This window comes from Paenibacillus algicola (assembly GCF_005577435.1).
Taxonomy (GTDB): Bacteria; Bacillota; Bacilli; order Paenibacillales; family Paenibacillaceae; genus Paenibacillus_AQ; species Paenibacillus_AQ algicola.
The window spans coordinates 561,419-587,262 of record NZ_CP040396.1 but is presented as its reverse complement, the minus strand read 5'-3'; the positions used below and the strand labels follow the sequence as shown (position 1 = coordinate 587,262).

At 56.1% G+C, this 25,844-nt stretch carries 21 protein-coding genes; 5 read left to right on the top strand and 16 right to left on the bottom strand.

Translation table 11 applies throughout. From position 1 onward, the window contains the following. Window positions 1–6 precede the first annotated feature (6 nt). The 3 genes from E6C60_RS02625 to E6C60_RS02615 all read right to left on the bottom strand — a co-directional run bounded on the left by E6C60_RS02625 (window position 7) and on the right by E6C60_RS02615 (window position 5,263). Window positions 7–1,002 (bottom strand): M15 family metallopeptidase, encoded by a 996-nt coding sequence (locus E6C60_RS02625; protein WP_233281111.1) that lies wholly within the window; start codon window positions 1,000–1,002, stop codon window positions 7–9. 346 nt (window positions 1,003–1,348) lie between these two features. Next, window positions 1,349–2,041, bottom strand: a complete 693-nt coding sequence (locus E6C60_RS02620) for a hypothetical protein (RefSeq protein ID WP_138224330.1) — start codon at window positions 2,039–2,041, stop codon at window positions 1,349–1,351. Window positions 2,042–2,101: 60 nt separating this feature from the next. Then, window positions 2,102–5,263: a DEAD/DEAH box helicase gene (locus tag E6C60_RS02615; protein WP_138224329.1), complete on the bottom strand. Its 3,162-nt coding sequence runs from the start codon at window positions 5,261–5,263 to the stop codon at window positions 2,102–2,104. A gap of 213 nt (window positions 5,264–5,476) precedes the next feature. On the opposite strand from E6C60_RS02615, the gene E6C60_RS02610 reads away from it, so the two are divergent. After that, entirely contained in the window at window positions 5,477–6,232 is a 756-nt protein-coding gene (locus tag E6C60_RS02610) for a tryptophan-rich sensory protein (protein WP_138224328.1), read from the top strand. Window positions 6,233–6,316: 84 nt separating this feature from the next. Here E6C60_RS02610 and E6C60_RS02605 read toward each other — a convergent pair whose 3' ends face one another. The 12 genes from E6C60_RS02605 to E6C60_RS02550 all read right to left on the bottom strand — a co-directional run bounded on the left by E6C60_RS02605 (window position 6,317) and on the right by E6C60_RS02550 (window position 18,629). Further along, complete coding sequence (locus E6C60_RS02605; protein WP_138224327.1) at window positions 6,317–6,700, bottom strand: RidA family protein; 384 nt, start codon at window positions 6,698–6,700, stop codon at window positions 6,317–6,319. 76 nt (window positions 6,701–6,776) lie between these two features. Further along, on the bottom strand, window positions 6,777–7,457 hold the full coding sequence (locus E6C60_RS02600) for an oxidoreductase (RefSeq protein ID WP_138224326.1): 681 nt from the start codon (window positions 7,455–7,457) through the stop codon (window positions 6,777–6,779). A 24-nt stretch (window positions 7,458–7,481) separates the two neighbouring features. Continuing rightward, window positions 7,482–8,783, bottom strand: coding sequence for an MFS transporter (locus E6C60_RS02595; protein ID WP_138224325.1), 1,302 nt, complete (start codon window positions 8,781–8,783; stop codon window positions 7,482–7,484). A 75-nt stretch (window positions 8,784–8,858) separates the two neighbouring features. Further along, window positions 8,859–10,274, bottom strand: a complete 1,416-nt coding sequence (locus tag E6C60_RS02590) for an ATP-binding protein (protein ID WP_138224324.1) — start codon at window positions 10,272–10,274, stop codon at window positions 8,859–8,861. Between the two features lie 79 nt (window positions 10,275–10,353). Then, window positions 10,354–11,004, bottom strand: coding sequence for a hypothetical protein (locus tag E6C60_RS21100; RefSeq protein ID WP_138224323.1), 651 nt, complete (start codon window positions 11,002–11,004; stop codon window positions 10,354–10,356). Window positions 11,005–11,465: 461 nt separating this feature from the next. Then, on the bottom strand, window positions 11,466–11,753 hold the full coding sequence (locus tag E6C60_RS02580) for a hypothetical protein (protein WP_233281110.1): 288 nt from the start codon (window positions 11,751–11,753) through the stop codon (window positions 11,466–11,468). Window positions 11,754–11,952: 199 nt separating this feature from the next. Further along, window positions 11,953–12,606 carry a class D sortase gene (locus E6C60_RS02575; protein ID WP_138224322.1) on the bottom strand — a complete coding sequence of 218 codons (654 nt, stop codon included), beginning with the start codon at window positions 12,604–12,606 and terminating at the stop codon, window positions 11,953–11,955. Continuing rightward, window positions 12,606–14,414 carry a hypothetical protein gene (locus tag E6C60_RS20790; protein ID WP_175415158.1) on the bottom strand — a complete coding sequence of 603 codons (1,809 nt, stop codon included), beginning with the start codon at window positions 14,412–14,414 and terminating at the stop codon, window positions 12,606–12,608. Before E6C60_RS20790 ends, E6C60_RS02575 begins: the two co-directional genes overlap by 1 nt. A 12-nt stretch (window positions 14,415–14,426) precedes the next feature. Further along, a complete protein-coding gene (locus E6C60_RS02565; protein WP_138224321.1) occupies window positions 14,427–15,872 on the bottom strand; it encodes a hypothetical protein in 1,446 nt (481 codons plus the stop codon). 187 nt (window positions 15,873–16,059) lie between these two features. Next, the gene (locus tag E6C60_RS02560) at window positions 16,060–16,260 is read right to left on the bottom strand and encodes a twin-arginine translocase TatA/TatE family subunit (RefSeq protein WP_138224320.1); all 201 of its coding nucleotides are present in this window, start codon (window positions 16,258–16,260) and stop codon (window positions 16,060–16,062) included. A gap of 115 nt (window positions 16,261–16,375) precedes the next feature. Then, window positions 16,376–16,945, bottom strand: coding sequence for a RidA family protein (locus E6C60_RS02555; protein ID WP_233281109.1), 570 nt, complete (start codon window positions 16,943–16,945; stop codon window positions 16,376–16,378). Between the two features lie 76 nt (window positions 16,946–17,021). Then, on the bottom strand, window positions 17,022–18,629 hold the full coding sequence (locus tag E6C60_RS02550) for a flavin monoamine oxidase family protein (RefSeq protein WP_138224319.1): 1,608 nt from the start codon (window positions 18,627–18,629) through the stop codon (window positions 17,022–17,024). Between the two features lie 271 nt (window positions 18,630–18,900). On the opposite strand from E6C60_RS02550, the gene E6C60_RS02545 reads away from it, so the two are divergent. Both E6C60_RS02545 and tatC read left to right on the top strand, forming a co-directional pair. Next, window positions 18,901–19,146: a MerR family transcriptional regulator gene (locus tag E6C60_RS02545; protein WP_138224318.1), complete on the top strand. Its 246-nt coding sequence runs from the start codon at window positions 18,901–18,903 to the stop codon at window positions 19,144–19,146. Between the two features lie 50 nt (window positions 19,147–19,196). Continuing rightward, complete coding sequence (gene tatC, locus E6C60_RS02540; protein ID WP_138224317.1) at window positions 19,197–19,952, top strand: twin-arginine translocase subunit TatC; 756 nt, start codon at window positions 19,197–19,199, stop codon at window positions 19,950–19,952. Window positions 19,953–19,972: 20 nt separating this feature from the next. Here tatC and E6C60_RS02535 read toward each other — a convergent pair whose 3' ends face one another. Beyond that, entirely contained in the window at window positions 19,973–21,469 is a 1,497-nt protein-coding gene (locus tag E6C60_RS02535; RefSeq protein ID WP_138224316.1) for an HD domain-containing phosphohydrolase, read from the bottom strand. Window positions 21,470–22,037: 568 nt separating this feature from the next. On the opposite strand from E6C60_RS02535, the gene E6C60_RS02530 reads away from it, so the two are divergent. After that, window positions 22,038–25,421 carry a WIAG-tail domain gene (locus tag E6C60_RS02530; protein ID WP_138224315.1) on the top strand — a complete coding sequence of 1,128 codons (3,384 nt, stop codon included), beginning with the start codon at window positions 22,038–22,040 and terminating at the stop codon, window positions 25,419–25,421. 182 nt (window positions 25,422–25,603) lie between these two features. Continuing rightward, window positions 25,604–25,828 (top strand): DUF2642 domain-containing protein, encoded by a 225-nt coding sequence (locus E6C60_RS02525; protein ID WP_233281204.1) that lies wholly within the window; start codon window positions 25,604–25,606, stop codon window positions 25,826–25,828. Window positions 25,829–25,844 lie beyond the last annotated feature (16 nt).

Sequence of the window (25,844 nt, the reverse complement as noted above, 5' to 3'; positions counted from 1 at the left end):
TGGCGTTTACAGCTTGATGAAATCCGCGTCAAGATACTCCTCCAGCGTCAATCCGCTCTCGGCTATGTCCAGAGCAAGGTCTTTGCCTACATAGCGAAGGTGCCAGGGCTCGTATACATAGCCGGTTACGTCCTCTTCGCCCTGAGGATAGCGGATGATAAAGCCATACTCCGGCGCATGCTGTGCCAGCCACTTCCCTTCGGCGGTCTCGCCAAACGCAGCGCTGAGCTCATTGCCGGCACTCGGAGAAGAAACATCCATCGCAAGCCCCGTCTGGTGCTCGCTCGTTCCGGGGAGCGCACTGATTCTGGCGGCTTCAGCTTCGCCCTTGGTGCGGACATGGTTCTGATACACGGATTGCTGACGCTCGTAGGAGCGGTAGCCGGAAATGGCACGGAGCTCCATGCCGTCCTTCTCTGCAGCGGCAAACAGCTCCTCCAGTGCCGCAGCCGCCTCGGTGCGCATCAGACGCTTCTCATGGGGCTCACTGAAAGAAAACGGCACCTTCGGCTCCCTCAAATCCGCAGGCTCGTAGCCTTCCGGCAGGCTGCGCTGCTTGTTCACCACTACGGCGGGGGAGCTCTCATTGGTGACGATCCACTGCCCGCTCTGCTCACGCACCGTCGCCTGCAGCGCTTGCTCGATACGCATGGCCGTCACATGATCTGTCTCCTCGCCGGGCTGTCGATCTGCTTGCGGATCTGTCTGCGGGTCCGGAGCTGCTTCCGTACCCGGACTCTCTGCCGCCTCCTGCTGCGGATTCTCTGCAGAGCCGGATGGTGTCTCCTCCGGAGATGCTGCTTGGAGATCTTCTCGCGCTCCTTCTTCTTGCGGAGCGGCGTCCTTTATCTCTGCTGGAGGCTGTTGATTATACTGAGTCTGCAGGCTCGACCCTTCGGCGCTGCCTGATCCTTCTGACTTGCAGCCGGATAACAGGGCTCCGGTGAGTATCATGCAGCCCAGCAAAAGACTTGCCCTGCGGGCTCCTGCTTGTATATTCATTTCTAATTCTCTCCTTATGCCAATCATCGTACCCCCATTGTACTCCACTACCGAAGCCGTGGACAAACCCTTTTCCGCCGTATGAAAAAAAAGCACAGGCCTTCCCTTCAGCCCTGCGCCAGCTGTGGCGCGGGGTTGAAGGGACAGCCTGTGCTAGTGCGCGAGGCGCACGGCGCGAGCGCGGGGCGCACGGTACGGGCGCGGGGCGCATGGCGCGGGGCGCGGGTGCATGGCGCGGGGCGCATGGCGCGGGGCGCACGGCGCGGGCGCGGGGCGCGGGTGCATGGCGCGGGGCGCATGGCGCGTGACGCGGGGCGCACGGCGCGTGACGCGTGGCGCGGGGCGCTTAGCGCGCGCCCGGGCGGCGGCGCTCCGCCGCGTGGCGCAGCACCAGCGCGAGCGCCTCCTCGGCGCGGGCGCCGGGCAGCAGGCCGGCCCAGTCTCCGGCCGGCCGCAGCGCTTCCGGTGGAGGCGGGGGCTTTACGCCCACCTCCACCTCCGCCAGTAGCTGCCCGGGGCGGTGCAGCCGCCCCTCGCCTGCGGCCTCGGCCAGCCACTCGCCCGGAGAAGGCCCGGCAGGGGCCTTCTCCTTCGGCGCGGCGACCGACCCGGCGGCCTCGCTGCCGGCTGCCGGCGCTGACGCCTGCGCCCATGCGGCGAAGACGCCAGCCAGCAGCGCCTCGCGCGGCAAGCCGAGCAGCACCAGGCGCAGAAGCGGCTCTGCCGCCAGCTGCTCCCGTGCAGCGGCCAGCACCGCAGCAGCATGGCTGCAGGCAGTGCCCCCGCAGGAGCAGCCCACAACTGCTTCTTCATCCATCACAGATGAAGACAAAGGCGCCAGCCACTCTGGCAGCTTGCCCTGCAGCAAGCCGTACAGCGCCTGCGGATCGGCTGCAAAACGCGCCAGTACTTCCTCTTTGGCCCCCGCATCATGACGCAACGGAATGGCCGCCTCCAGCGGCGGCTCCCCCGGCACACTTCCCTTAATCTCGCCCTCTGAGAAGCAAAGAGCTATTTCGCCAGCCTGTCGCTGCTCCATCACATGCATCCTCCTTTACCGGCCCCTCCGCCTTCCAATAAGCCTCCAACGGCGCCCCATTTACATCCAGTCCTGGCTTTGCAGCTCAATTAATTGCTGAAGCTCCTTATCCGACATTTCGGTCAGCCACGTTTCACCTGAGCCCACAACCTGCTCCGAGAGAGATTTCTTCTGCTCAATGAGCTCATCAATCCGCTCCTCCAGTGTGCCTTGGCAGATCAGCTTGTGCACCTGGACATTCTTGTACTGTCCAATCCGGAATGCCCGGTCTGTCGCCTGATTCTCCACCGCCGGATTCCACCAGCGGTCGTAGTGAATGACATGGTTCGCACGGGTCAGATTCAAACCGACTCCGCCTGCCTTCAAGGAGAGCACGAATACGCGCGAGCCCTCCCCTTCCTGAAAGCTGCGTATCATCTCATCCCGGTCCTTTTTGGGAACGCCGCCGTGGAGGAAGGACGGAGCCTCACCATAGCGCTTCTCCAGCAGCTTCACGAGCAGCGACCCCATCCCGACATACTGGGTAAAAATAAGCGCCGATTCCCCCACATCCGCAATGCTGTCCAGAATTTCCAGCAGCCGCTCCATCTTCCCCGACTGCTCACTGCGCAGCGGCCTGCCCTCTTCTCCCTGAAACAGCACGGGATGATCACAAATCTGCTTCAGCTTGGTGAGCGAGGACAGCACCAGTCCCTTGCGGGCAATACCCGTGCTTGCACCGAGCTGGCCAACCATTTCGTCCACGACAGCCTGATACAGCGCTCCTTGCACCTCGGTCAGCCGGCAATACGACTTCAGCTCCAGCTTCTCCGGAAGATCCTTCTGGATATCAGGATCACTCTTCAGGCGCCGCAGCATGAACGGAGAGACCAGGCGGTGCAGCTCACGCAGCCGCTCCTGCTGTCCTTCGCCCAGCACATACCGCTGACGGAACGCATGAAAGGTACCCAGATAACCGGGATTCAGAAATTGAAAAATCGACCATAGCTCTGCCAGCCGATTCTCAACCGGCGTTCCGGTCATTGCCACCCGGTGGGGGGCGGAGAGCTTCATCACGCTCTGGGCCTGCTTCGTGCGGTAATTCTTAATGTACTGCGCCTCATCCAAAATCACACTTGACCACGAAATGGCCGATAGCTCCGGACCGTCCCGCCCTGCCAGATGATACGTCGTCAGCACGATATCGCAGCTCATGGCCTCCTGCTCAAATGCTGCACCGCGCAGCCTTCGGGTGCCGTGATGCGTATAAATACTCAGCCTCGGGGCAAAGCGCTGCAGCTCCCGATGCCAGTTGCCAAGGAGAGAGGTCGGGCAGACGATGAGCACGGGGCTCCGGTCTGCCGCCGCATCGGTCTGAGCGGAAGTCCCGCCATCCTCCTGCAGCTGCTGCCAGCCCGCAGCTCCGCCGAGCCCTTGCGGCCGGTCCAGCAGGCAGGTAATCACCTGAACGGTCTTACCGAGCCCCATATCATCCGCAAGGCAGACGCCGAAGCCCAGCTCCCGCATCAGGCTGAGCCATTGATAGCCCTTCACCTGATACGGCCGCAGCTGTCCCTGAAGCTCTCCCGGTACAGGGCGCAGCGGCACCTTTTTGACCCCGTCACCGGACAACAGCGAAGACAGCAGGCCTGCGCTCTCGACCTCTTCGATAAACAGTCCCTTCCACAGCCGGTCTTCGTCCAGCTCTGCGGTAAGGTGAATCCATTCCGACAGCTCCATTTCGCCCTGTTCATGCCGCTTCATAAAGCGCAGCACCTGATTGATCTCCTTCAGGTCTACCTCAATCCACTCGCCCCGGAATTGTACATAGGGCATGTTAGCTTCGGCAAGCGCCGCAAGCTCGTGACGGGAGAGGCGCAGCCCGCCTACAGCCGCTGACACTTCAAAGGACACGAGCTGATGCATGCCCAGCACCGGTGCCGGCTTATCGCCTCCCATAGAGCTGTCCAGATTCATTTTGAGAGAGAGTCCGGCCCGTTTCTTGCCTTCCCGGCTCCAGCGTGAAGGCATCTGAACCTTGATGCCTCCTTTGTTCAGCTTCGGTACCGACTGCTTCAGAAACAATCGCAGCCCGTCAAGAGGCAGAGAACAGCCTTCTGGAGCCGGGCCTTTCAACCCTTCACGGCATTCTGGAGACAGCTCTGCCGCCCGCCCCAGCTCCAGCAGCAGCTGCTCCCGAATGCCGGGATAGACCAAGCCGCGCAGTAAACGATCCTGCTCCTCCCCCTGCCAGATCGCTCTGGCGGGCAGCAGCAGGCCTTCATCCTGCCGGCTGCCGGCCCAGAACGAAATTCGCCACTGCTCTTCTCCTTCCTGAAGCGGAGGCTCCAGGCGAAGCTGAAGTGCAAGCGTCCCCTGCTCCGGCGGCAGCTCTTCTCCCTGGATCTGCGGCATCGCAGTCTGTCCCGTTTCCTCGACTTCGCGAGCCAGCTCTTCCATTTCTTCTACAGCGCCCTGAAGCGGAATGTCCCGGTGGATCGTCAGCAGGCTATTCCACCACAGCTCACTGAGCGGCGAACGTCCGCGCCGGTAATCCCTCAAATATCGGGACAGTCGGCTGCCGGCTGTCCGAACAGCTTCTCGGCCTTCAGCATCCAATAACGCGGACAAGAAAGAATAGAGCACGGTCGCTCCCGCCTCTTCCCGGCTGGCAGGCTCACTGCCGGCCAGCGCCGCCGGAGCACCGTAGCCGATCGGCGGCATACTGGCGGCCAGCTTCAGAAACACATCTGCCGCTTTCCCCGTCAGCTGAGGCTTCCAAACCGCTTTTAGCATCCGCGTCGTTACGCTCCGGCGTCTGCCGCTCAGCGGAAGCTCCGCCGTTCCCGGCGCAATCTGCCCTTGCTGCAGCAGCTCCTGTGCAAACGCCGCAGCGACTGCCCAGTACGTCATTTCTTCACCCAAATCCAGGCCTTGCTGTTTATATATATCAGCATCCAGGGTCAGCAGAAACTGCAGCGCATCCAGCGGCTGCAGCGCCAAGCCCTCCAGCGTTCTTCCACCCAGGCTTTTCCGATCGCTCCGCCGTCCATTCTCCGCCAGAACGGAAGGAAAGCGCATTTCCGCCAGCCTGAGCACAGCCGCAGCAAAAGGGCGGCTGCCGTCAGGCAGCTGTATTTTTTTCACGGTTCTTCTCCAGGCATCCACCTTAGGCTCCGACATTTCGCCGGAGAAACAAAAAAACACATCTCCAAGCCATACGCCATACAGCGGTTGATTCATCGTTGTCTCCTGTCTTTTTCCTGCTTAACAGATATTATTCCTATTCTATACGATTACCCGTCAATTTCAAAACAAGTTATAAACTTCGGTATTTATTAACCTCAAGGTTAATTTAATTAGAAATGGGTAAGTTCAATATAACGTGCATATGCTTGTTTAGAGATCCAGCTCCGCAAGATGCATTTCATGCTTTGGGTAAAAGGAGGAGACCGAATGCAAACAAAAAATCCTTACCGCTGGTGGAACCTGATTGCCTTTATCGCCACGATCGCGGTCAACTATCTGGCCAACGCTCTGCCGCTGGGCGGACGCAACACCCGGGAAATTTCCGATCAATTCTACATTTACATGACCCCGGCAAGCTACGCGTTTACGATCTGGTCGGTCATTTATGTGCTGCTGGCGGGGTTTATCATCTATCAGCTGCGCAGCAGCACGGGCTCCAGGGACTCGGTGCTTGATATTGGCCCCTGGTTTATAATAAGCAGTGCTTTGAATATTGCCTGGTTGTTTTTGTGGCACCATTTGTATATCGAGTGGTCGGTACTGGTCATGCTGCTGCTGCTGGCATCCCTCTTTATCATTCACCGCAAAACCCGTATTCTGCGGCCCACCATCGGGGAAGCCCTGCTGATCAAGCTGCCGTTCAGCCTTTACCTGGGCTGGATCTGTGCCGCTTCTCTCGTTAATATCGGTACTCTGATTTACAAGAACGAATGGTCTCCATTCGGCTTGTCCCAGCTTGGCTGGAGCATTGCCCTGCTCTGCATCGGCGCGCTTCTCGTCATTGCAATCAGTTTCCCTACGAGGGACTGGGTGCTGCCGCTTGTATTCGTCTGGGCCTTGATTGCTATTGCCGTAGAGCATCGCGAGGAAGATGTTCTCATGGTCACGGCTTTTGGGCTGGCAGCTGCCATTTTCTTGTACGCTGTGTACCTGTTTATATTCAGAAGACATCGTTCTTCATAAATCCGGTCATGCATGCAAAAAGCTGCCTGTCACCTCCATCCGGAGCGTGACAGGCAGCTTTTATGTGCATATGCCGGCTGCTGTTTATTCCTTCACCTTCGCAATAACCTCGATCTCGACCAAGCCATCCTTCGGCAGACGAGCTACCTCCACGGCGCTGCGCGCCGGATACGGCTCTTGAAAGAAGCTGCCGTACACTTCATTCATCGCCGCGAAGTCGTTCATATCCTTCAGAAACACCGTCGTTTTGAACACGTGCTCCAGGCCGGCTCCGGCTTCTTCCAGAATCGCTTTTACATTCTGAAGCGCCGTTCTGGTCTGTTCGGTGATGCCTTCAGCAAACTGGCCGCTACTAGGATCGAGGCCCAGCTGACCTGAAGTGTAGATTACGCCTCCGACCTCTATGGCCTGGCTGTATGGACCGATGGCCCCTGGCGCTTTGCTCGTGCTGATTATGTTTTTGCCCATTGGATATTCCCCTCTCTTGAATGGCTTTCGCTAAGTTTCCCTGCATGCTTGCACGATATTTTCGTTTAGACTTGCCTTACTGCTCTTGTATTGTATCATCCCCGAGGACATGAATCACATCATTCGGATACACATGGGTCCCGCGCGTCTGACTGAAGGAAATGTTCACCATGGCCCGGGCGACCTTCGAAGCAGGAACGGCCCGGTACGGGGCCAGCTTCCCGCGAAACAGGAAATCCAGACGGCGCATGAGTACAGAAGCCACGTCCTCACCCAAACGGCGCTCACTCCGATCCCCCAGCAGCAGCGAGGGACGAAACAGATGTACGCCTTGAAATGGGAGGTGTGACAACGCCTCCTCGACTTCACCCTTGACCCGGCTATAGAACGCTTTGGAGGAGCGGCTTGCCCCCATACTGCTTACGGCCAGAAATTGCGGCACTCCACTCTCCAACGCCAAAGCGGCGCCAGAGAGGACATACTCCTCGTCCACCTTACGGAATGCCTCTTGAGAGCCCGCTTTCTTGATCGTGGTTCCAAGACAGCTGAATACCTGATCCACGCCTTCAAAAGCCTTCTTGTACCTTGGCAGCTCATCCCAGTCTACAAGGATCACGTTCAGCTTGGGATGCTTGTAATCCGGCTCGCGGCGGACCAGAATACGAACCTCTTCGACGGTGTCACTTGCTAAGAGCTGCCGCGTGACCTCTTGTCCTACAAGGCCTGTCGCTCCCATTACGAGAGACGTTATTCCCATCCGTAACTCCTCCTGTCGCTTTCTTTATAAGGCCGCCTGCTTTCCGCCGAGCAGCACTCTTCGTCCCAGCAGCCATGCCGTCAGCAGCATGAGCACCCCAACCAGCAGCTGAAATCCGTAATGCTGCATCCATTCAGGCGCATCCAGCAGCAGCTTGAACACCTGGCCGCCAATCAGCGGCCCCAGAAATGCAGCCACGCCGGTAATGGCCGAATACATGGCAATGAACATGGGGCGATCCCCTTTTGGCGTATCCCCAATCATAAAATTAAAGGCCAGCTGGTTGAAGCCGCCGACGCCTGCGCCCAGCAGCATATGCGACACCAGCAGCACCGGAATGACCGGCAGCACGGAGAGCAGACCCCATGCCATTGAGGAGGCCGCGATCAGCGGCAGCGTCCAGAAGAGCAGCGTCCGGTTGGAGAATCGAGCATTCAAATTGCCCCAGACGTAGAAGCCAATCATCATCACAGCGGTCTGGGATACCGTCATCATGGACACGACGGAGTAGCTGATCTCCAGCACATCCAGCATGGCATAGGAATACAGCGGCACCACCAGCGTCTGCAGAAACAGCCAGCCGCCGAGAAACAGTGTCGATTTTATAAAGGGCTGATCTGACAGCGGCTTGCGCACCATCGGCCAGAACCGGGTTTCCTTCGAGCGCTCAAACGGCGGATCCGGATACAGAAAGAACAGCGGAAGATTCGCCGCCATTGCCACCCAGGCAATCGCGAATAGAATCAGAAAGCCCTTGCCGCCCGGATACCAGTCCAGAATCAGGCCGCCTGCGAACAGCACCACTGCACCCAGGGCGTTCAGCATCGTGTTGCGAATGCCGAAATACCGGCCTCGAACCTTGGCAGGCACCATGTCACTGATCACCGAGGTCCATAGCATGCCCGAGACCGTCCCGGCGATAAACGCAGCAGAATAGAGCACGAGAAACACCGGGATCCACCACTCTCGGTCAAACACAAACGGGATTAGTCCCGTCGTTCCCCACAAAATACGGTTCAGAGCCGTCGAGATGATCATTGCCTTCTTGCGGTACTGCAGGCGCTGAACGAGATAAGCCGTCAGAATCTGAATAATATTGAAAAAAGTCGTCACGGCGAGGACGAAGCCGATCATGCCGGACTCCGCTCCCAGGTAAAGCAGATAGCCCGTCAGGAACGGACCTCCCAGCAGCGTCTGGTACGTTACGGCAGGCACACCCTCCCAGTTGGCAATGAGCAGGTGCTTGCGGTGACGCGAGGTAAGACGCTGAGGTCTGTATGCAACTCTTACGGCCTTGATGGGGATACACTCCTTCGATGTCTTCAAATGGCTGACCCAATTCTCTTTGACCCCATTCTACACCCGGATCCGCCGCTGTCAATAAGAAGGAATGAAAAATTTTCATAGCGTTTTTTCAGGATTGCGAAGCGGCAGATACAGCGAAAAGGTACTCCCCTCTGCCGGGCTGCTGACCACCTCGATAAAGCCGTTCAGCAGCCGTGCCAGATCCCGGCTGATCGACAGCCCGAGCCCGGTGCCCCCATATTTCCGCGTAATGGAGGTGTCGCCCTGCTCAAACGCTTCAAAGATCAAGGCCTGCTGATTTTTTGGAATTCCAATACCGGTATCCGTAACAGAAACGACCAGCCACTCGATGTCAGACTCCCCATCTCGTTCAGATCTCACCGTCAGCCTTACACTGCCCTCCGACGTAAATTTAAAAGCATTGGAGAGCAGGTTGCGTACAATCTGATTCACCCTCTGCGGATCAGAGATAAAGCGTTCCGGAACGTCCTCCCCCAGCTCCAGCTCAAAGACAAGGCCCTGCTTCGCAGCCGTTACCTCAAAGGACATATGAAGCATGTATATCATTTCCCGGATGTTGATATCCTCCATCGTAATATCCAGATGTCCTGCCTCTACTTTGGATAAATCCAGCACGTCGTTCACGAGATTTAACAGATCGTAGCCTGATACGTGAATCAGCCGTGCATATTCCATCGTTCCCTCCGGCAGCTTGCCTTCATCGCCTTCGTGAATCAGCTGGGCCAGGTTGATGATGCTGTTCAGCGGAGTACGCAGCTCATGCGACATATTTGCAACAAACTCGCTTTTGTATTGGGACGCCAGCGCCAGCTCCTTGGCGCGCTCCTCCAGGATGAGCTGTGCGCGCTCCAGCGCGTCTTTTTGACGGGATAGCTCGGCATTGACGATTCGAAGCTGTCTCATTCGGCTCAGCTCCTGATAAAACTCATGAAATAGCAGCGCACAGCCCGCGCTCAGCATCAGCCCCAGCGGGAACGTTCTGACGGCGACCAGGCGCAGAAATTCCTCTACCGGAAGCACGCCAAACACGGCTATATTGATCGTATTCATCACATTGACGGCAGCCACCACCACAAAGCCTTTCACGTAGAGCGAACGGTGGCTTCGCCGGAACCAGACATTCAGACAAGCGCTTAATATACCGAGCAGCGTCAAATTAACGAAACCCGCCACGGCGGCTTCATTCACACCAAAGGTAAACCGCAGCAGCCCGATCCCCGTCCCGATGATGACCAGCGGAAAAGCCCGGGGGTAACCGAACACCGCGATAATCAAAGGCACAAAGCGCAGATCAAAGATGATGTCCTCACTGACGCGATACCCGAAAAAGGAGCAGGCCCAGCCTCCCAAAATAAGCAGCAGGATGGAAACGAAATACATCGTAAAGGTTGAGGTACGGCTGAGCACATATTTATAAAACAGATTAGCCAGATACGCTGCCGTAAGCAGCACCGCCGTATTTACCAGAAATGTCGTTAAAAACGAGTTCATGAACCCTCCCGCGCGTGATCTGTCGTTTTACGCTGTAAGATCATACTTAAATAACATGTTAGATTGTATCATAAATGCTTCATGCCTCGTTGCATGATTTCGCACCAAGCGCGGTCCAATCGCGGTCCATGAACGTGAAATTCCGCGTTCGTCGCGCCAGTTCGCTCCAATCGCGGTCCACGAACGTGAAAAACCACGCTCGTTGCGCCGCCAGCACGGATATAGAGCAAACGAATGCAAAAAACCGCGCTCGTTGCGCCGCCAGCACGGGTCTGGAGCAAACGAACGCGAAAAAACGAACTCGTTGCGCCGCCTGCACGGATACGGAGCAAACGAATGCGAAAAAACGAACTCGTTGCACCGCTAGCACGGATCTGGAGTAAACAAACGCGAAAAAACGAACTCGTTGCACCGCCAGCACGGATACGGAGCAAACGAATGCGAAAAACCGAACTCGTTGCAGCGCCAGCACGGGTCTGGAGTAAACGAACGCGAATAACCGAACTCGTTGCGCCGCCAGCACGGATACGGAGTAAACGAATAATACGAAAAACCGCGCTCGTTGCGCCGCCAGCGCGGATATAGAGCAAACGAACGCGAAAAACCGAACTCGTTGCGCCACCAGCACGGATATAGAGCAAACGAATGCGAAAAACCGCGCTCGTTGCGCCACCAGCACGGATCTGGAGTAAACAAACGCGAAAAAACGAACTCGTTGCAGCGCAAGCACGGATACGGAACAAACGAATACGAAAAACCGCGCTCGTTGCGCCGCCAGCGCAGAGCTATAGCAAACGAACGCGAAAAACCGAACTCGTTACGCCGCCAGCACGGATACGGAGCAAACGAATGCGAAAAACCGAACTCGTTGCAGCGCCAGCGCAGAGCTATAGCAAACGAAAGCGAAATTCCGAATTCATTTAGCGTCTACCGCCTTCGGGCACGCCTCAATCGCCCGCGCATGAAACGGTCGCAAGGGGATGTCCCATAAGTAACCTCAGAAACCAAAAGACAGCCTGCCTTAATCGAAAGATTATCAATAAACAAAAAAATAGCCGTGCAAGAACAACGCTCAAGCACCGCTATTTTACCTTGGACAAACTAAAAAAGGGGAGTTCCTCAATCATCTTTAATGACTGAGGAACAGCCCCTCCGAGCTTGACGCAGCACCTTTTAGGACGAATGCGGCGGTCAGGCTCGATTTGCGCTTTTTTTCCATATTGTCAACCAGGAGGTCAGCGGGTTCCGCTCCCGGCTAAGCCAGCCCCTCACTCCGGTCACTTCTTCCTCCTCGGAGCGTGCAGCGGCGGCCTGCACCATCGCAGCTTCCGCTTCAGGCAAAGAGAGGAGCTCTTCGTTCGTCATCGTGTAATACTTCAAATGATACGTGCTCACCGTATCCCCTTGAAGCGTCACCACATGATCGTCACGGATTTCAATGATTCTGCCGGTCACTACCTTGCTGTTATACATAATCATCGCCTCTCCCTGCCTTGGATTTGTGCCGCCTCGGTTTCTGCGGTCGTCGCCACTGCCTCCCGGTATCTTTACTGGTCCTACTTGTTTTGTTCCGTCCCGTCATCACGATTGCTTATAAGTGTCGTTACCCGCTTGAAGTCAGGATGAATCGGTGCTTCATGGATTACCGCTATTCATTGATGGCGACAGCCAAAAGAGCTTAATCCACTTGAATACCTGTCACCAGCAGCCTGTAGGCGTTGGAATAATTGGGGTAGCAGGTGACCAGCGTCATCCGGCTCTCCCCAGGCACCGGGCGCACAGCATCGATTTTATCCGGTGTAACCACCTGAAGACTTACCACTTTATAGCGCAGCACCCCCTCGCTCGTATGATAGCTGAATACATCCCCTTCCCGGGCCTGATGGAGTGTGTTGAAAAACTTTCCCGTAATACCGGAACGATGTCCAGCAATTACAGCATGACTTCCATCTGTCCCCGGCACATCCTCTCCCATGATGCCAAGCGCATGATTCAGCTCCTCCTCCGACACGCCGGATACCACAGCAGCATCCACCCCGATCGATGGATATTTCAAAACACCCTCCGCTGCTGTTGCTACACCTTGGATCTCCTTCGGCGCTGCGACCGATGCACTCTGTGTGCGTGCGATACCGGGTTTTTCCGATACTGCACGTGGATGAGACTGGCTGGCTTGCGGATTTTCATACACCTGTTCATGGTATACCGCTGCCTTCAAATCCTTTTGAATCCGGTCGGTTTCCGAAGTGGTGTGCAGCACCTGCACCAAGGTGACAAGGCCTGCGAGCATTGTAAAAATACCTGCTGTTACAAATCGCCGCCGGGAGCGCATTACAGCTTCCCCCGGAGGGTCGGATATGCGGTCAGGCCCGCTCCCAGGAGCAGCAGCGCCAAGGCTGCTACTACCAGCCAGCTGCTGTCGAGAAGTCCTCCTGTTCTCGGGAAGCTCCCTTCTTGAATGGAAGCGTTAGTACCTGCCAGCAATGGTGTGAATGCAGCGTTACCTGACAGAGATGCCTCTGCCCGCTCACTACTATAGCTGTATCCTAAGCTGCCGGCTGCGCTTCCGTTGCCTTCTGTAAGCGACACCTCACCAGTCCTCGGACGAGAGCTGTTTAAGCCGTCTGTCGCTCCGGCTTGCTCTCCACTACCGCCTTCAACAGCGCCAGGATCGGCATTACCGCTATTGCTTTCTCCTGTGGAACTATCTTCGGATGCGTCTGTATTACCAGCCGCAAAGCCATCTGAGCCCTCTCCGCCAGCGTTGTCACCTCCGGTATTGTCTCCGCCAGTGTTGTCTCCTCCGGTGTTGTCACTTCCGGTGTTGTCGCCTCCAGCGTTGTCGCCGCCAGTGTTGTCTCCGCCAGCGTTATCACCTCCGGTGTTGTCTCCTCCGGTGTTGTCTCCGCCAGCGTTGTCTCCTCCGGTGTTGTCTCCGCCAGCGTTGTCATCTTGTCCTGGGATGGTCTGGCTGGAGCTTGTGAGAACGCCAAGATTCAAATCCAAGGGCAGCAAGACTGGAGACAGATTCAGTCTGACTCCTGAGCGTTCCGTATAACGTGTACCGTCATCGTTACGGCTTGCGACTGTTTCCAAAACAGACAACTCTGTGTCACCTATAATGCCATCAAGCAGATCAAGATCGAGCAGCGCTCGCTCACTTGTTTTTGCGTCGCCTTGAACGCCTTCACGCTGGCTGCCCTTCACCTCATGCTCATGCTCCAGCACACCCACATGCAGACGTTCGCCCAGCACGCTTTCCTTGAGATCCAGATCCACCAGGGCACGCTTCTCCCGCTTCTGACTTTCGCTCACCTCGGGATCAGCATCGTCACCCTGAAATCCTTCACGCTGACTGCCCTTCACCTCATGCTCATGCTCCAGCACACCCACATGCACGTGGTCGCCCAGCACACTGTCCTTGAGATCCAGGTCTACCAGGGCACGCTTCTCCCGCTTCTGACTTTCGCTCACCTCGGGATCAGCATCGTCGCCCTGAACTCCTTCACGCTGGCTGCCCTTCACCTCATGCTCATGCTCCAGCACACCCACATGCAGACGGTCGCCCAGCACGCTTTCCTTGAGATCCAGGTCTACCAGTGCACGCTTCTCCCGCTTCTGACTTTCGCTCACCTCGGGATTAGCATCGTCGCCCTGAACTCCTTCACGCTGGCTGTCCTTCACCTCATGCTCATGCTCCAGCACACCCACATGCGCACGTTCGCCCAGCACACTGTCCTTGAGATCCAGGTCCACCAGGGCACGCTTCTCCCGCTTCTGACTTTCGCTCACCTCGGGATCAGCATCTTGCTCATCCATGTTTCCTTGATCTCCATACTGCTCATTATTGCTTCCTGGATCGGCATTTTCCTCCTCGGTGCTTTCGTGATCAGTACCCTCTTCGCTGTGGCCTCCTTCATGATGGCTGTCCTTCTCCCCATGCTTATGCTCCAGCACTCCCACATGCACCTTCTCGACCAGCGGGAGCTTATCCAGCCGGATTTCGAGCAGCGCGCGCGAGCTTGACTCGTTAGCATTCCTTTCCGCTGCAGCCTCCACAGAAGCACCGCCAACCGTGGCAGCAAACAACACCGGAACACTCACTGCCGCAGCCATAACCCATTTATTTGTCCATTTCATATTCATCTCTCCTTATTTTGAGTTTGTGTAATCCTCTGCAAAATAAGGAGAGCGCTGTGGCGGAAGTCCTGCAGGCTCAGCTATCCACTGACTATTCAGCGCATACAGCGAGCCGGGCCATGCAGACGGGGATGATTCCGGACTCGAAACCGGGCTTCCATCCGTCAGAAAAGATAAGAGCCAGATTCCTGTTGATCCGATCCCGGCTGTACCGGTGGACTGGGCGTTCTGGGCATACAACAGCGGCGTACTGTATATTTTGTAAAAGAAAGCGTTATCAAAAATAACTTCAGCATTCCCTCTTGCCTGCTCCAAGAATACTCCCGAATCAACACGGGGTCCCGCATTGTCCTGCGTCGCTTCTGTCATTCCCAAGACCTGAGGTACCTCCTGCGGCTCTTGCTGTCGCTGCTTCGGAGCGAATGCGTCTGCAGCTCCGATTTGGAAAGCTGCTGCAGCATCAACGCTGTTCTCTTCAGCCTCCTGCAGCTCATCCTTCTCCGATGTGTCAGGTGTGCTCTCCCGCGGTCGGTCTTCTTCCTTCTCTGTCACTCGTGAGGATGCTTCCCGCTCTTTACCGGTCACTGCGACAGGCTCCGGGGGATTTAGCCCAAGCCTTACTTTATCCTCCGAATGCTCACGATCTGCGCGGACATCACTAGGTGCCGGATCAGGCTGTGTAAAAATCGGCCGCTCCGGCTGTGATGCATCTTCCGGAATTTGTGGAAGCTCCTGCTCGGGCTCTTCCGGCGCCTCCGGCGGCTTCACTGGAGCTGGCGGCTTCGATGGCTGTGCCGGCTTCACCGGTATCAGCGTCTTTGACGTCTCCTTCACCTGACTCAACAACTTATCCGTTTCACGGAGCACATTCTCTGCCGTCTCTTCCACGGTGTTTGCCGCACCCTTACCGGTTTCCTTCACCGCAGCTACGCCGTTTCGCACCGTGCCTGACAGCATCTTGCCCGTCTCGCGGACCGTCTTGCCTGCTGCCTTCACGGTTTCTGTTACGACCACCTCCGGCTCATAAGCCGATTCCAGTACCTTCTGCACCGTCTCTCCGGTATGCCGAACAGCTTCTGAAGCCGTGCCTGCACCATTTCTCAATGTGCTTTCAGCCAGTTCCGCTGCGGGCTCCAGTGTCTCTCCCAAGCCCTGCACCGCCTCTTCCACTGTCCGCTCCACGCCTGAAGCCGTTTCCTTCACCGTCTGCTTCAGGGCATCTCCTGGATCCTCTACCGTATTACGGGCATCGGATAACGTCTTCTTTACCGAATCACTGACGCCGGACACCGAATCCTTGAGACCGCTCAGCCCCCGCTGCAACGACAGCATATGACCAGCCTGGCCCTTAACTTCAGCAGCAGGCTTTAACTCTTCTGCATAGGCGTCACTTCCGGCTTGAAGCGTGAACAGCAGGATAAAGCTGCCAAGAACGAAAGGCCATACGCGGTTGTTCATTTCACGTTTTCACCTCCTTTCTCCTCCTTAATACCCATATTCACTAATCAAGACACAAAAAATGGAACAAAACCCAACCCTTTTTCGACAGCATATAACAACAAGGAAAATGCAGGACAAAGACCCGGCCAAAGGCCGGGTCGGTTGGATAATTGGATCTCCTGCACGGCGCAAAGTCCGTCAACATTCAGTCCTTGGATTTCAGCAGCCCGCTCTTTTCCTCTTCTTCCTTACGGTCATCGCCGACCAGCTCCCGGGCCGAGGATTTGAATTCAAACAAGGTCCGGCCCACGGCTCTTCCCAGCTCCGGCAGCTTCGACGGACCGAACAGAATTAGCACCACAATCAGCACCATCATCACGCCGGCAAAGCCAACATTTTGAAACATAATCCCACTTCCCTTCATATATAGTTATGAATCGTCATCCGTGCTGTACTTCGCAATGACCCCGCTTGCGACCGGAAGCCGTAACACAAGCCTTACCTGTGACGATCAACTCCAGTCACCTGACTTTGGGATACACAGCGACGGCTTCGATTTCGATCAGCCAATCCGGACTGACCAGACTGGCTACACCCACGGTTGAGCGGGCAGGCTTCACCGGATTGGACTCGGTGTTAAAGAACTCGGCATAGGCATCAAACCAGCCCTTGTAATCAAACGCATCGTCCTTCGCAGCATCCGGCGTAATGTATACCCGCAGATATACCACATCCTTCATGCCCAGCCCCTGCTCCTGCAGCTGCTTCTCAATGGCCTTCAATACCCCGATTCCCTGAGTCTTTGTATCTCCGTAGCGCTCATATACCGTCTTTCCTTCCTTGTTCAGCAGCGGCGGCACGGTGCCGCTGGTATACAGCGTAGAGTAGCCTTGCGGCACGATCACACCACTGGAAATGGATGAGGAGGGACTTCCATAAAATCCGGGACCTGCCGAAACCTTAATGGCCTGAATGACCGGAGTCTCGGCTGGTTTATCGGCGGCATACACCGTGGCTCCTGCGAGGCTGAAGAGCAGGGCCATGGCCGCTGCATACTTCAGCTTTTGATCCAGCTTCATTTTTGTTTTCATCACAATCTTCCTCTCTATTCCAGGATCTGATTCTATACATTAGTCACAGTAAATCCGAAAGCTTCCGAGGCTCACGTTAAGCCTTCATCACCCGCTCATGCAGCTCCTTGACGACAATCTGGGCGGATTCGATCGCTCCGGACTGCCAGCCTGTCATATAGCTGAGATGCTCTCCGGCAAGATAGATGCGGCGATCCGGCTTGCATAAGATCGGGTAAAAGGATTTGCGGTCATTGGCACTGTATGAGGCCCATCCGCCTTCCTGGAATTTTGTTTTTTTCCAATCAATCGAGAAGGATGACTCGAACTCCTTGGCATACTGGGGATGAATTTTACCGCCTTGGGCAAGCGCGTGGCGCTCTCTCTCCAAGAATGACATCCGGCCCAGCTTATCGGCGTTGCCGCCAAAGGCATAGTAGCCCAGCACCACCCCTTTTTTGGAAAAATAATCGTTCGGCGGATAATAGATTTGGGTGATGTCCATGTTCGTGAGCGAGTTCCCTCCATAAAGCTGGTCGTCCTCTTCCCAGAAGCGCCGTTGAAACTGGAGTCCAATCTTTCCAGCAGAAGCGTAATTCGTGCTGGCAATCGCCTTCGACATCTCCGGGGAAAAATCAGCCGGTATATGCTTCAGCACACTCAGCGGAATCGTACAAATACAGTAATCGCCGGTGATCTCCTTCTCCCCTCCGCTGCCAGGGCTGCTATACACGATCTTAACGCCATCCTCTGATTGCGAGATTCTTTTAACCTCCGTGCGGTAGCGGATGATATTATTCCCGACTCTTTTAACGAAGGCATCCACGATTTTGTCCATACCGCCAACAGGATGGAACATCATCATCTGCTGGTCATAGCTGTACTCATTGCTGAAATACCTGCCGAAGCCGGAATCAATAATCGATTTCAGATCAAAAGGGTCCCGGCGCACCCCGCCGTCCAAGGCCCCGCCCGGCTCCTCTTTGTAGCCTCCGCGTGAAGAGCCCTTGTAGAACAGATCCGGACTCAGATCCCCCTCTGCCCGCAAATAGTCAACCAGCTTGCTTTTCTCCTCGGCGGTAAGCGGCAGGTCGAGCCGGTTCTGATGGACTGCTTTGGCGAGCATTTCCGCCGTATAGCCGCGCACGTCGGCTTTGGCTGCTCTCTTCGGCACCCGGCGGTTGGACAAGGCCCCCACATTCTCGTTGTAGTAGAACCCGCTTTCGTTTACATTGTTAAACGGCTCCACGGCAATTCCGAATTTACGGCAATAGTCCATCGTAACATGAAATTGAGGAATCCTCATTGGACCCGCGTTGAAGTAAAGCCCTTGATCAAAGCGCGCGGTCTGCCGTACGGTGCCGATCTCCGCCACCGAGGTCCCTTTACGAACCGTCCAGCACCGTCCTCCTGCAAACTCCTTCGCCTCCAGGATAGTACAGTCATAGCCGGCCAGCCCCAGCTCATAGGCAGCGGTGAGTCCGGCAATACCGGCTCCCAGAATGATAACCTTCTGGCCTTTCCGGCCACTAAGCTTTAAGTCGTTGACGCCCGGGGGCACATATTCAGCCGCTTTCAGCGTTTGTGGGGCCAGCAGCCCCATCGTTCCCATTAAGCTAAATACCGCAGCCGAGCCTCCCACCTTGCCGACAGCCGTTAGAAATTGCCTCCGCGTCATCTCCTCCGGTTTATCCTGAACTGCCATGTCACCCACTCCTTTGCCGTTAAATCAGGTTATGCGCTGATCTTAGCAAAGAATTCCGGGTTTGAGTTAAATTATGTAAGAAATCCTTACACACTAATTTTATTTTCTGAAAAATAATTGATTTTTTGATAATAATTACATAGAATCAGATTCATATCCTTATGGAAATCATTTCAATACGTGTAAACCTTAATGAGAAAGGAGGATTTAAGTTATATCAGATAACTTAACATGTTAGATTATTATACGTTCAAGAATGGAGGCGGCAGCTGTGGAGAACAAAGTCATGAGTATAGGTGTCGTTCGCGAGCTTACCGGCCTTACCGAGAGACAAATTCGGTATTATGAGCAGAGAAAGCTTATTTTTCCGGAAAGAACGAAGGGAGGCAACCGCAGATACTCGTTTGAGGACGTAAACAAGCTGATCTACATTCATCAGAAGATGCAGGAGGGATTTAATACGGTCGAGCTCCGGGAACCACCTAAACCGCGCCGGCGGGGCTGTGCCCCCGCTTGAGCCACCAGACAGCACCTGTCAAAGCCCCCTTAGGGAAGGAGTCGATCAATATGGATGTACAGCAAGCCATGAGTCTTGGCAGCCACCTTGCCGAGCTTCGCAAAAGGATCATCGCAGTGGCCGTTGTATTTGCGGGCGCTATGATCGCCGGGCTGCTTGCTGCTCCCGGGTGTCTGGCCTTTATGAAGCTGCATTCCCCCGCCTTTCAGGTCACCTGGAATGTATTCTCGCCTTGGGACGGACTACGCATCTATATGGGCATTGCCTTGGTGCTCTCGCTCATTGTAGCCCTTCCCTTCACGCTGTATCAGCTCTGGCTGTTCGTCAAGGACGGACTGCAGCCGGTGGAGCAGAAGGCGGCCCTGAAGTTCATTCCCTTCTCGGCTCTCTGCTTCATTCTTGGCCTGGCCTTCGCGTATTTTGTCGTGTTCCCTATGAGCCTGGCCTTCACGACGAAGGTGAATACGGAGATGGAGCTTGTCGAGACGTATGGTGTCGCTGCTTATTTCGGCTTTATGTTCAACATCATCGTGCCTCTAGCTCTGGCATTCGAGCTTCCCGCCGTGGTCCTCTTCCTGACCCGGATCGGCCTGCTCAACCCGGCACTGCTGCATTCAATGCGGCGCTATGCCTATCTGCTGCTTGTGATCATTTCCGCACTGATCTCGCCTCCGGACCTTATCTCCCATCTGATGGTCGCCGTGCCGATGATTGCTCTCTACGAGGGAAGCGTCCTTCTGGCGGGCTGGATGCATCGGCGGGAGCTGCCCCGCACAGACAAAACCGGACTTCGGCATACTGCCTAAGTCCGGTCCCTCCACATGCTTTATGCTGTTTCCAGATTGCGCCGCATATGCTGAACGAACATCCCTGCGAAATCAGGATCCCATTGACTTCCGCGCCCTTGCTCCAGGATGTCCAGTGCCTCGGCCCGGCTCATCCCCCGCCGGTAAGGTCGGTCGGAGGTCATGGCATCATAAGCATCCGCGACGGCAATAATCCGGCCGAACAGCGGAATGTCCTTGCCCTGCAGCCCATCAGGATATCCGTGGCCGTCATATCTCTCGTGATGGGACCGCACTCCCTCCAGAAAAGGTGCCATAGCATCCGGCGGCTCGATCTGCTTCAGAATATTTTCCCCTTGTGCCGGATGGGTCTTCACCTGGAAGAACTCCTCTTCGGTCAGGCGGCCTTCTTTGAGCAGGATGCTGTCCCGGAGCCCGATTTTGCCGATATCATGCAGCAGTGCTGTTTTGTGAAGAATATCAATACTATGGGCGTTCAGACCTGCCAATTGGCCAATAATGACGGAATATTCAGCCACTCTCAGCGAATGACCTGCGGTATAGGGGTCTCTTGCATCCAGGGCTGCGGCCAGCGCGGCAAAATAGCTCTCCAGCAGCTTGCGGTTCCGCTCCTCCCGCAGCTGCAGTCCCCGAACCATCATATTGAAGCCGGCGATCAGGCTGGAGAATTCATCCGAATACAGATTGGAGGTCTGAATGAAGCGTCCCTCCTTCACCGTATCCATTGCTTTGTACAGCTGACGCAGCGGTCGGTTGACGTCCTGCGTCATGAGCAGTGCACCAATATAGGCGAAGCCTACGCCGAGCATTAGAATGATGCCTGCCCAGCCCCAGTAGCCTCGCGATATTTCCTCATAGAACTGCCCCATATGCACCCGAACCGCCAGGCTGAACAGGAACAACGGACAAGTCCCGATCAGCATCGCACTGAGCAGGAATTTGGTGCGGATGGAGGTAAACACATGTCCTTCCAGCGAAAAGTCTACGCCATATCGAATGAGCGCGAGCCGGCGCAGCTCGCGAACAATGGGCCGGATTGCCGCAACCGTCAGGAAAAACTCGATCATCGCATGACAGCTGGCGACCATGACCGCACCCAGCACCGCAATCCAGATGTAGGACAGCGGGATGCTCAGCAGCCCGGCATGAATCATCCATACGGTAGCGATCAGCGCGGGAATGGACATGCCCAGGAGATGAGGACCGTAAATACGATAGACTGCCAGCGACGGCATCCGGTGGGTTCGAAGATAGGCTGCCTCCAGCTGATCCAGCGCGGCGTCCTCCTGCAGCAGAGCACTGCGAATGATTCCAATATGCTTGAAAAAAACAAAAAGCTCCACCGCGAGCATTACGACAAAGGATCCACCTAAAATGCTCAGCAGCCGGAAGCTTTCTATATAGGAAACGTTAAGGGTTGTGGTCATCAATGCACCGCCGACCAGCAGAACGGCGATCAAGGAGCCAATCATATAATTTCGAATTAGCTGACGCAGAAAGGACTTATACAGCTGCATGCCAGTGCCTACTTTCTCTGTAATTGTTTATATTTAGAAATATCGGCTGAAACGGCGAAAAAATCAAGCGGTTTATTTTTAGGGAGAGACTTGCAGAGATGAGATTTGCATTTTCAGAAAAAGTATGATATTATTTTCAATTGTTATATGAAGTTTAACCCCGATGGATTCCTCTTCAACTTCGATTCTACTCGAGAATGTTCACACCGAGGTTGTAAATTCCTATTTTCTAACCCAAAAGTATGAGTTTGTACAGGATGTTTGTTTTCTGATTCACACTGGAGCGGTCATCGGAGCCGCAAGGACGAAAGAGAGGCAGGGCTTTTGTTGTATTGGAAGGTTCGATTCATCTGATTTCAATCAGGAACCGTCTGCACAGCTGTTTGGCTGTCACGGGTTAAATTTTATATAGGTGCTTTGCATTTAGTCATTTGAAATATACTCAAGCACCCCCTGAAGCATCCGGCAGCGCTGCCGGGTGCTTTTTTGTGTTTGCAGTGACAGCCGCCCAGTCTTTCGCATAGGATGCCGGAGATGATCCATTCTCTCGCGAAGGAGCGTGCAGTGCTTGAAAAAACGTGGAAAACACTCCAGCAGCAAAGACCCCGGCCAGCGCTATCAGGTCAGCGCCAGCTTGAAGGAAATCGATCTGGCGCAGCCCAGTGAAAAGGCGAAGACCAAGGAAGCGTCGATCCGTCAGGCTGCATCCGCCGTCCTGCCAGCCGAAGCCGCAGCGGAGCCCGTACAAGGCGACTTCTCCGATGCAGAATACGAGGAGCCGGCTGGGGAGACAGCCGCTCCTGCAGGAGCCACAGAGCAGGCGGAGATGCTGGCAGCTTATCCGGAGCAGCTGCTAAAGGAACGGCTGCTCCCGTCCAAAGCCCCTGTTATTCATACAGAGGATATCGGAAAGGCCGCTGTCACCGAGTCCAACCTTGCAGCCCGCGCCGTGACGGCAGCCAAGCTGGCCCCCGGCTCGGTCGGCAGCGACAAGCTGCAGGATCAATGCGTCACGACCATTCACCTGGCTGACGAAAGCGTCACATCCAGCAAGCTGGCGTCAGCCAGCATTACTGCCGAGCATTTGGCTGGCAGCATTGTGACCGGGCAGAGCATTGCCGATCATGCCATCACAGCAAGCCACATCAAGCCGGGCAGCATTGATGCAGGCAAGCTGGGACTGCAGGCGGTTCAGTCTCAGCATATCGCCGATGGCGCTGTGCTTCCGCGCCACCTTAGCCTAAGCAGTGTTCCGGGCCAGCTGCTGGAGGACGAAGCGATTACGGAAGACAAAATCGCCTCCGGCAGCGTCAATACCCACCATCTCGCCAACGAAGCTGTCCATACCGCCAAGCTGGCAGAGCAAGCCGTCACCACCGCCATCATTCGCGACGGCGCCGTGAATGGTGCCAAGCTGCAGCCCGGCTCCATTCAGGGCATTCATCTGGAGCCGGCAAGCATCACCGGCCTGTCCCTGTCTCCCGGAGCTGTCGGCCGTGAACAGCTGGCAGAGCATGCAGTGGGCACCCAGCAGCTGGAGAGCGGCTGCATCACCTCTGCTCACATTGCGGAGGGAGCTATTACGGCGCAGCATCTGGCTGCGGGACTGATCGGTCCCGAGCAGCTTCAGCCTGCCTCCATCGGCAGTCAGCAGCTGACCCCCGGCGAGATTCAGACACGTCATTTGAGCGACGCCGCTGTCACGAGCCTGAAGCTGGCTGAGCAATCCGTGGGCACCTCCAAGCTGGTGGAGCAAGCCGTCACCGCTTCAAAGATTGCAGATCAGAGTATCCTGCCGCAAAAGCTCAGCGACGGGGCCGTGCATACACGCCATATTGCCAGCGGCGCCATCAAGAGGGAGCAGCTGGCGCTAGAAGCTGTGGTGTCCGCACATCTTTCGCCACAATCCATTCAAGGCGGTCATATTCAGGACGGAGCCATTGCCGCCCAGCACCTGAGTGCAGGCCTGATTGATAGTGCTGCCATCGCCCCGGAGTCCATTCAGGAGCACCATCTGGCCTGTGATTCCATCACGTCCTCCCACCTCCAGGAGCAGGCGGTGACAGCATCCAAGCTGGCCCCGGAAAGCGTGGACAGCCGCAAGCTCGCCCCCGGCGCCGTCTTTGGCCCCGCTATCGCCGCCGAAGGCGTGAACGCCGATCATCTGGTGCCCGGCCTCATTTCTGAAATCCATCTCGGTACAGGCAGCGTAAGTGCAGCTGCCCTTCAAGATCAGGCCGTGCAGCAAGAGCATCTGACAGATCGCGCGCTGATCGCGCGCCATTTCACCGAGGAGTGCGTCTGTAGCCCTGCCCTTGCGCCTGCCTCTGTGACCTCTGCCAAACTGGCGGCAGGCTCAGTAACAGAGCAGGCGTTAGCGGACGGAGCGATTTATCCGCAGCATCTGGCTGATCATGCGGTCACCGCACTTAAGCTCTCTCCGGAAAGCGTCACAACCGACAAGCTGACCGACCTCTCTGTTCATACTGCCAAGCTGGCTGAAGGCAGCGTCACCTCCACCAAAATTAAAGATGCCGCCATTACCGAAGCCCATCTGGCTGAAGGGATTATTGGACATCGGCATTTCACGCCGGAGGTGCTGGCATCCCTGTCGATCCAGGACAGCAGCATTACCACCCGGCAGCTGCAGGATCAATCCATTGGTCCGGAGAAGCTGCAGCTCTACGCGGTGAACAGCATCCATCTTGCGCCTTCCTCTGTGACAGCTGTCGCTATTCAAAGCGGAACCATCCGGGAAGACCATCTGGCAGACAACGCGATTGAGGCCCGGCACTTGGCTCCGGAAAGCATAGAAGGCCGACATGTGGCTCCGGAAACCTTATACGGCTATCACCTTAAAAACAGCAGCGTTACCCTCTCCCATCTGGCAGAGGACGTCCGCTCCCCGGATTTACTGCCCGACGGCAGCATCGGGGGCGACAAGCTGCAGAAGAAGTCACTCTCGGCAGAGCATCTGCAGTCAGGAGCTGTTACAGAGCAGGAGCTGAGCGACGGGGCCGTCAGTGGAAGCAAGCTCCAGCCTTCCTCGATCGCCTCCATTCATATGCAGCCTGGCGCCGTACAAAGTGAACAGCTGGCGGCGGAAGCCGTGGAGTCGCGCCATGTGAAGCCCCATACCATTGACAGCTCCCTGCTCGCACCGGGCGCTGTGGACGGAACACATCTGCAGCTCCATACCATTGAAGCCCGGCATCTGACGGCAGGTGTCGTTCATGCTGAGCATCTTGAAGAAAGCTGCGTGCGGGAGCAGCATCTGGCAGACCATAGCCTGTCCTCCCGCCATTTCTCTCCGGAAGCCGTAAACGGCAGCCATATTGCACCATCAAGCATCGGGAAAGAGCATCTTCAGGACGCCGTGATTGGCCGGGAGCAGCTCCAGCCGGACAGTCTGGGAGCGGCGCATCTGCAAGCGGGAGCAGTGCAGTCCCGGCACATCGCAGAAGGCGCGATTCTGCCTCGCCACCTTAAGCCAAGCAGCATTGGAGGCCGGCATCTGGAGGCCGGTGCCATTACAGGCGAGCAGGTCATGGATGCCTCCCTGACCGGCGACAAGCTGGCAGACGGGGCTGTCTCAGGACCTCAGCTTGCCGCGGGCTCGATCGACAGCTCTCATCTGACCTCCGGCGCAGTTCAGCTGGAGCATCTCGGATTCGCACCGGTTCGCAGCACTGGACCGTCCTTGCAGCAGTATGGCTTGAGCGCGTTCGTGTTTGCCGGGAATGAGCAGCAGGCTGTCGTCCAGGTCGCCTTTGACGAGGCCTATCCAACCGCCCATTACGTCATTGTGGCGATGAGCAATCATCCTGGGCTGCTCGTCTCCCTTAAGGAGCAGCAGGCCGGCTATGCAATATTGGAGGTGCTTCGGCAGCCGGGCTGCACCCAAAGCCATGGCTTTGTATCCTGGATTGCCATGGGCCCCTCTGCTTCTTAATGACAAAGGGCAAGATATATAGCCTGCTTGCAGGCACCGCCCACTGGGCAGCTGCATAGACTGCAAATATGAAAGATACCACGAATGGAGTGAATGTTTTGGGACCGTATTATCAAGCATCGCCTTACACGATGGCGCCTCAGCAGATGATGGGACAGCAGCATCAGCAGCATCACCAGCAAATGGAGCATCAGCCGACAACACAGCCGATTGTAGTCTACCCTGTTGATCCTTATGTCGTGGAGGCGTTCAAGTCCCTTATTGGCAAGTATGTAGTGCTGGAAACGACCCGCGGACGCATTGAGGGCTGCGTGAAGCAGGTGAAGCCGGATCACGTAGTGCTTGAGGTACACGGAAAAATGTGCTTTGTCCGCATTTGCGAAATCGTCTGGATCATGCCGAGCTAACGAGCTCTGGAAAGCT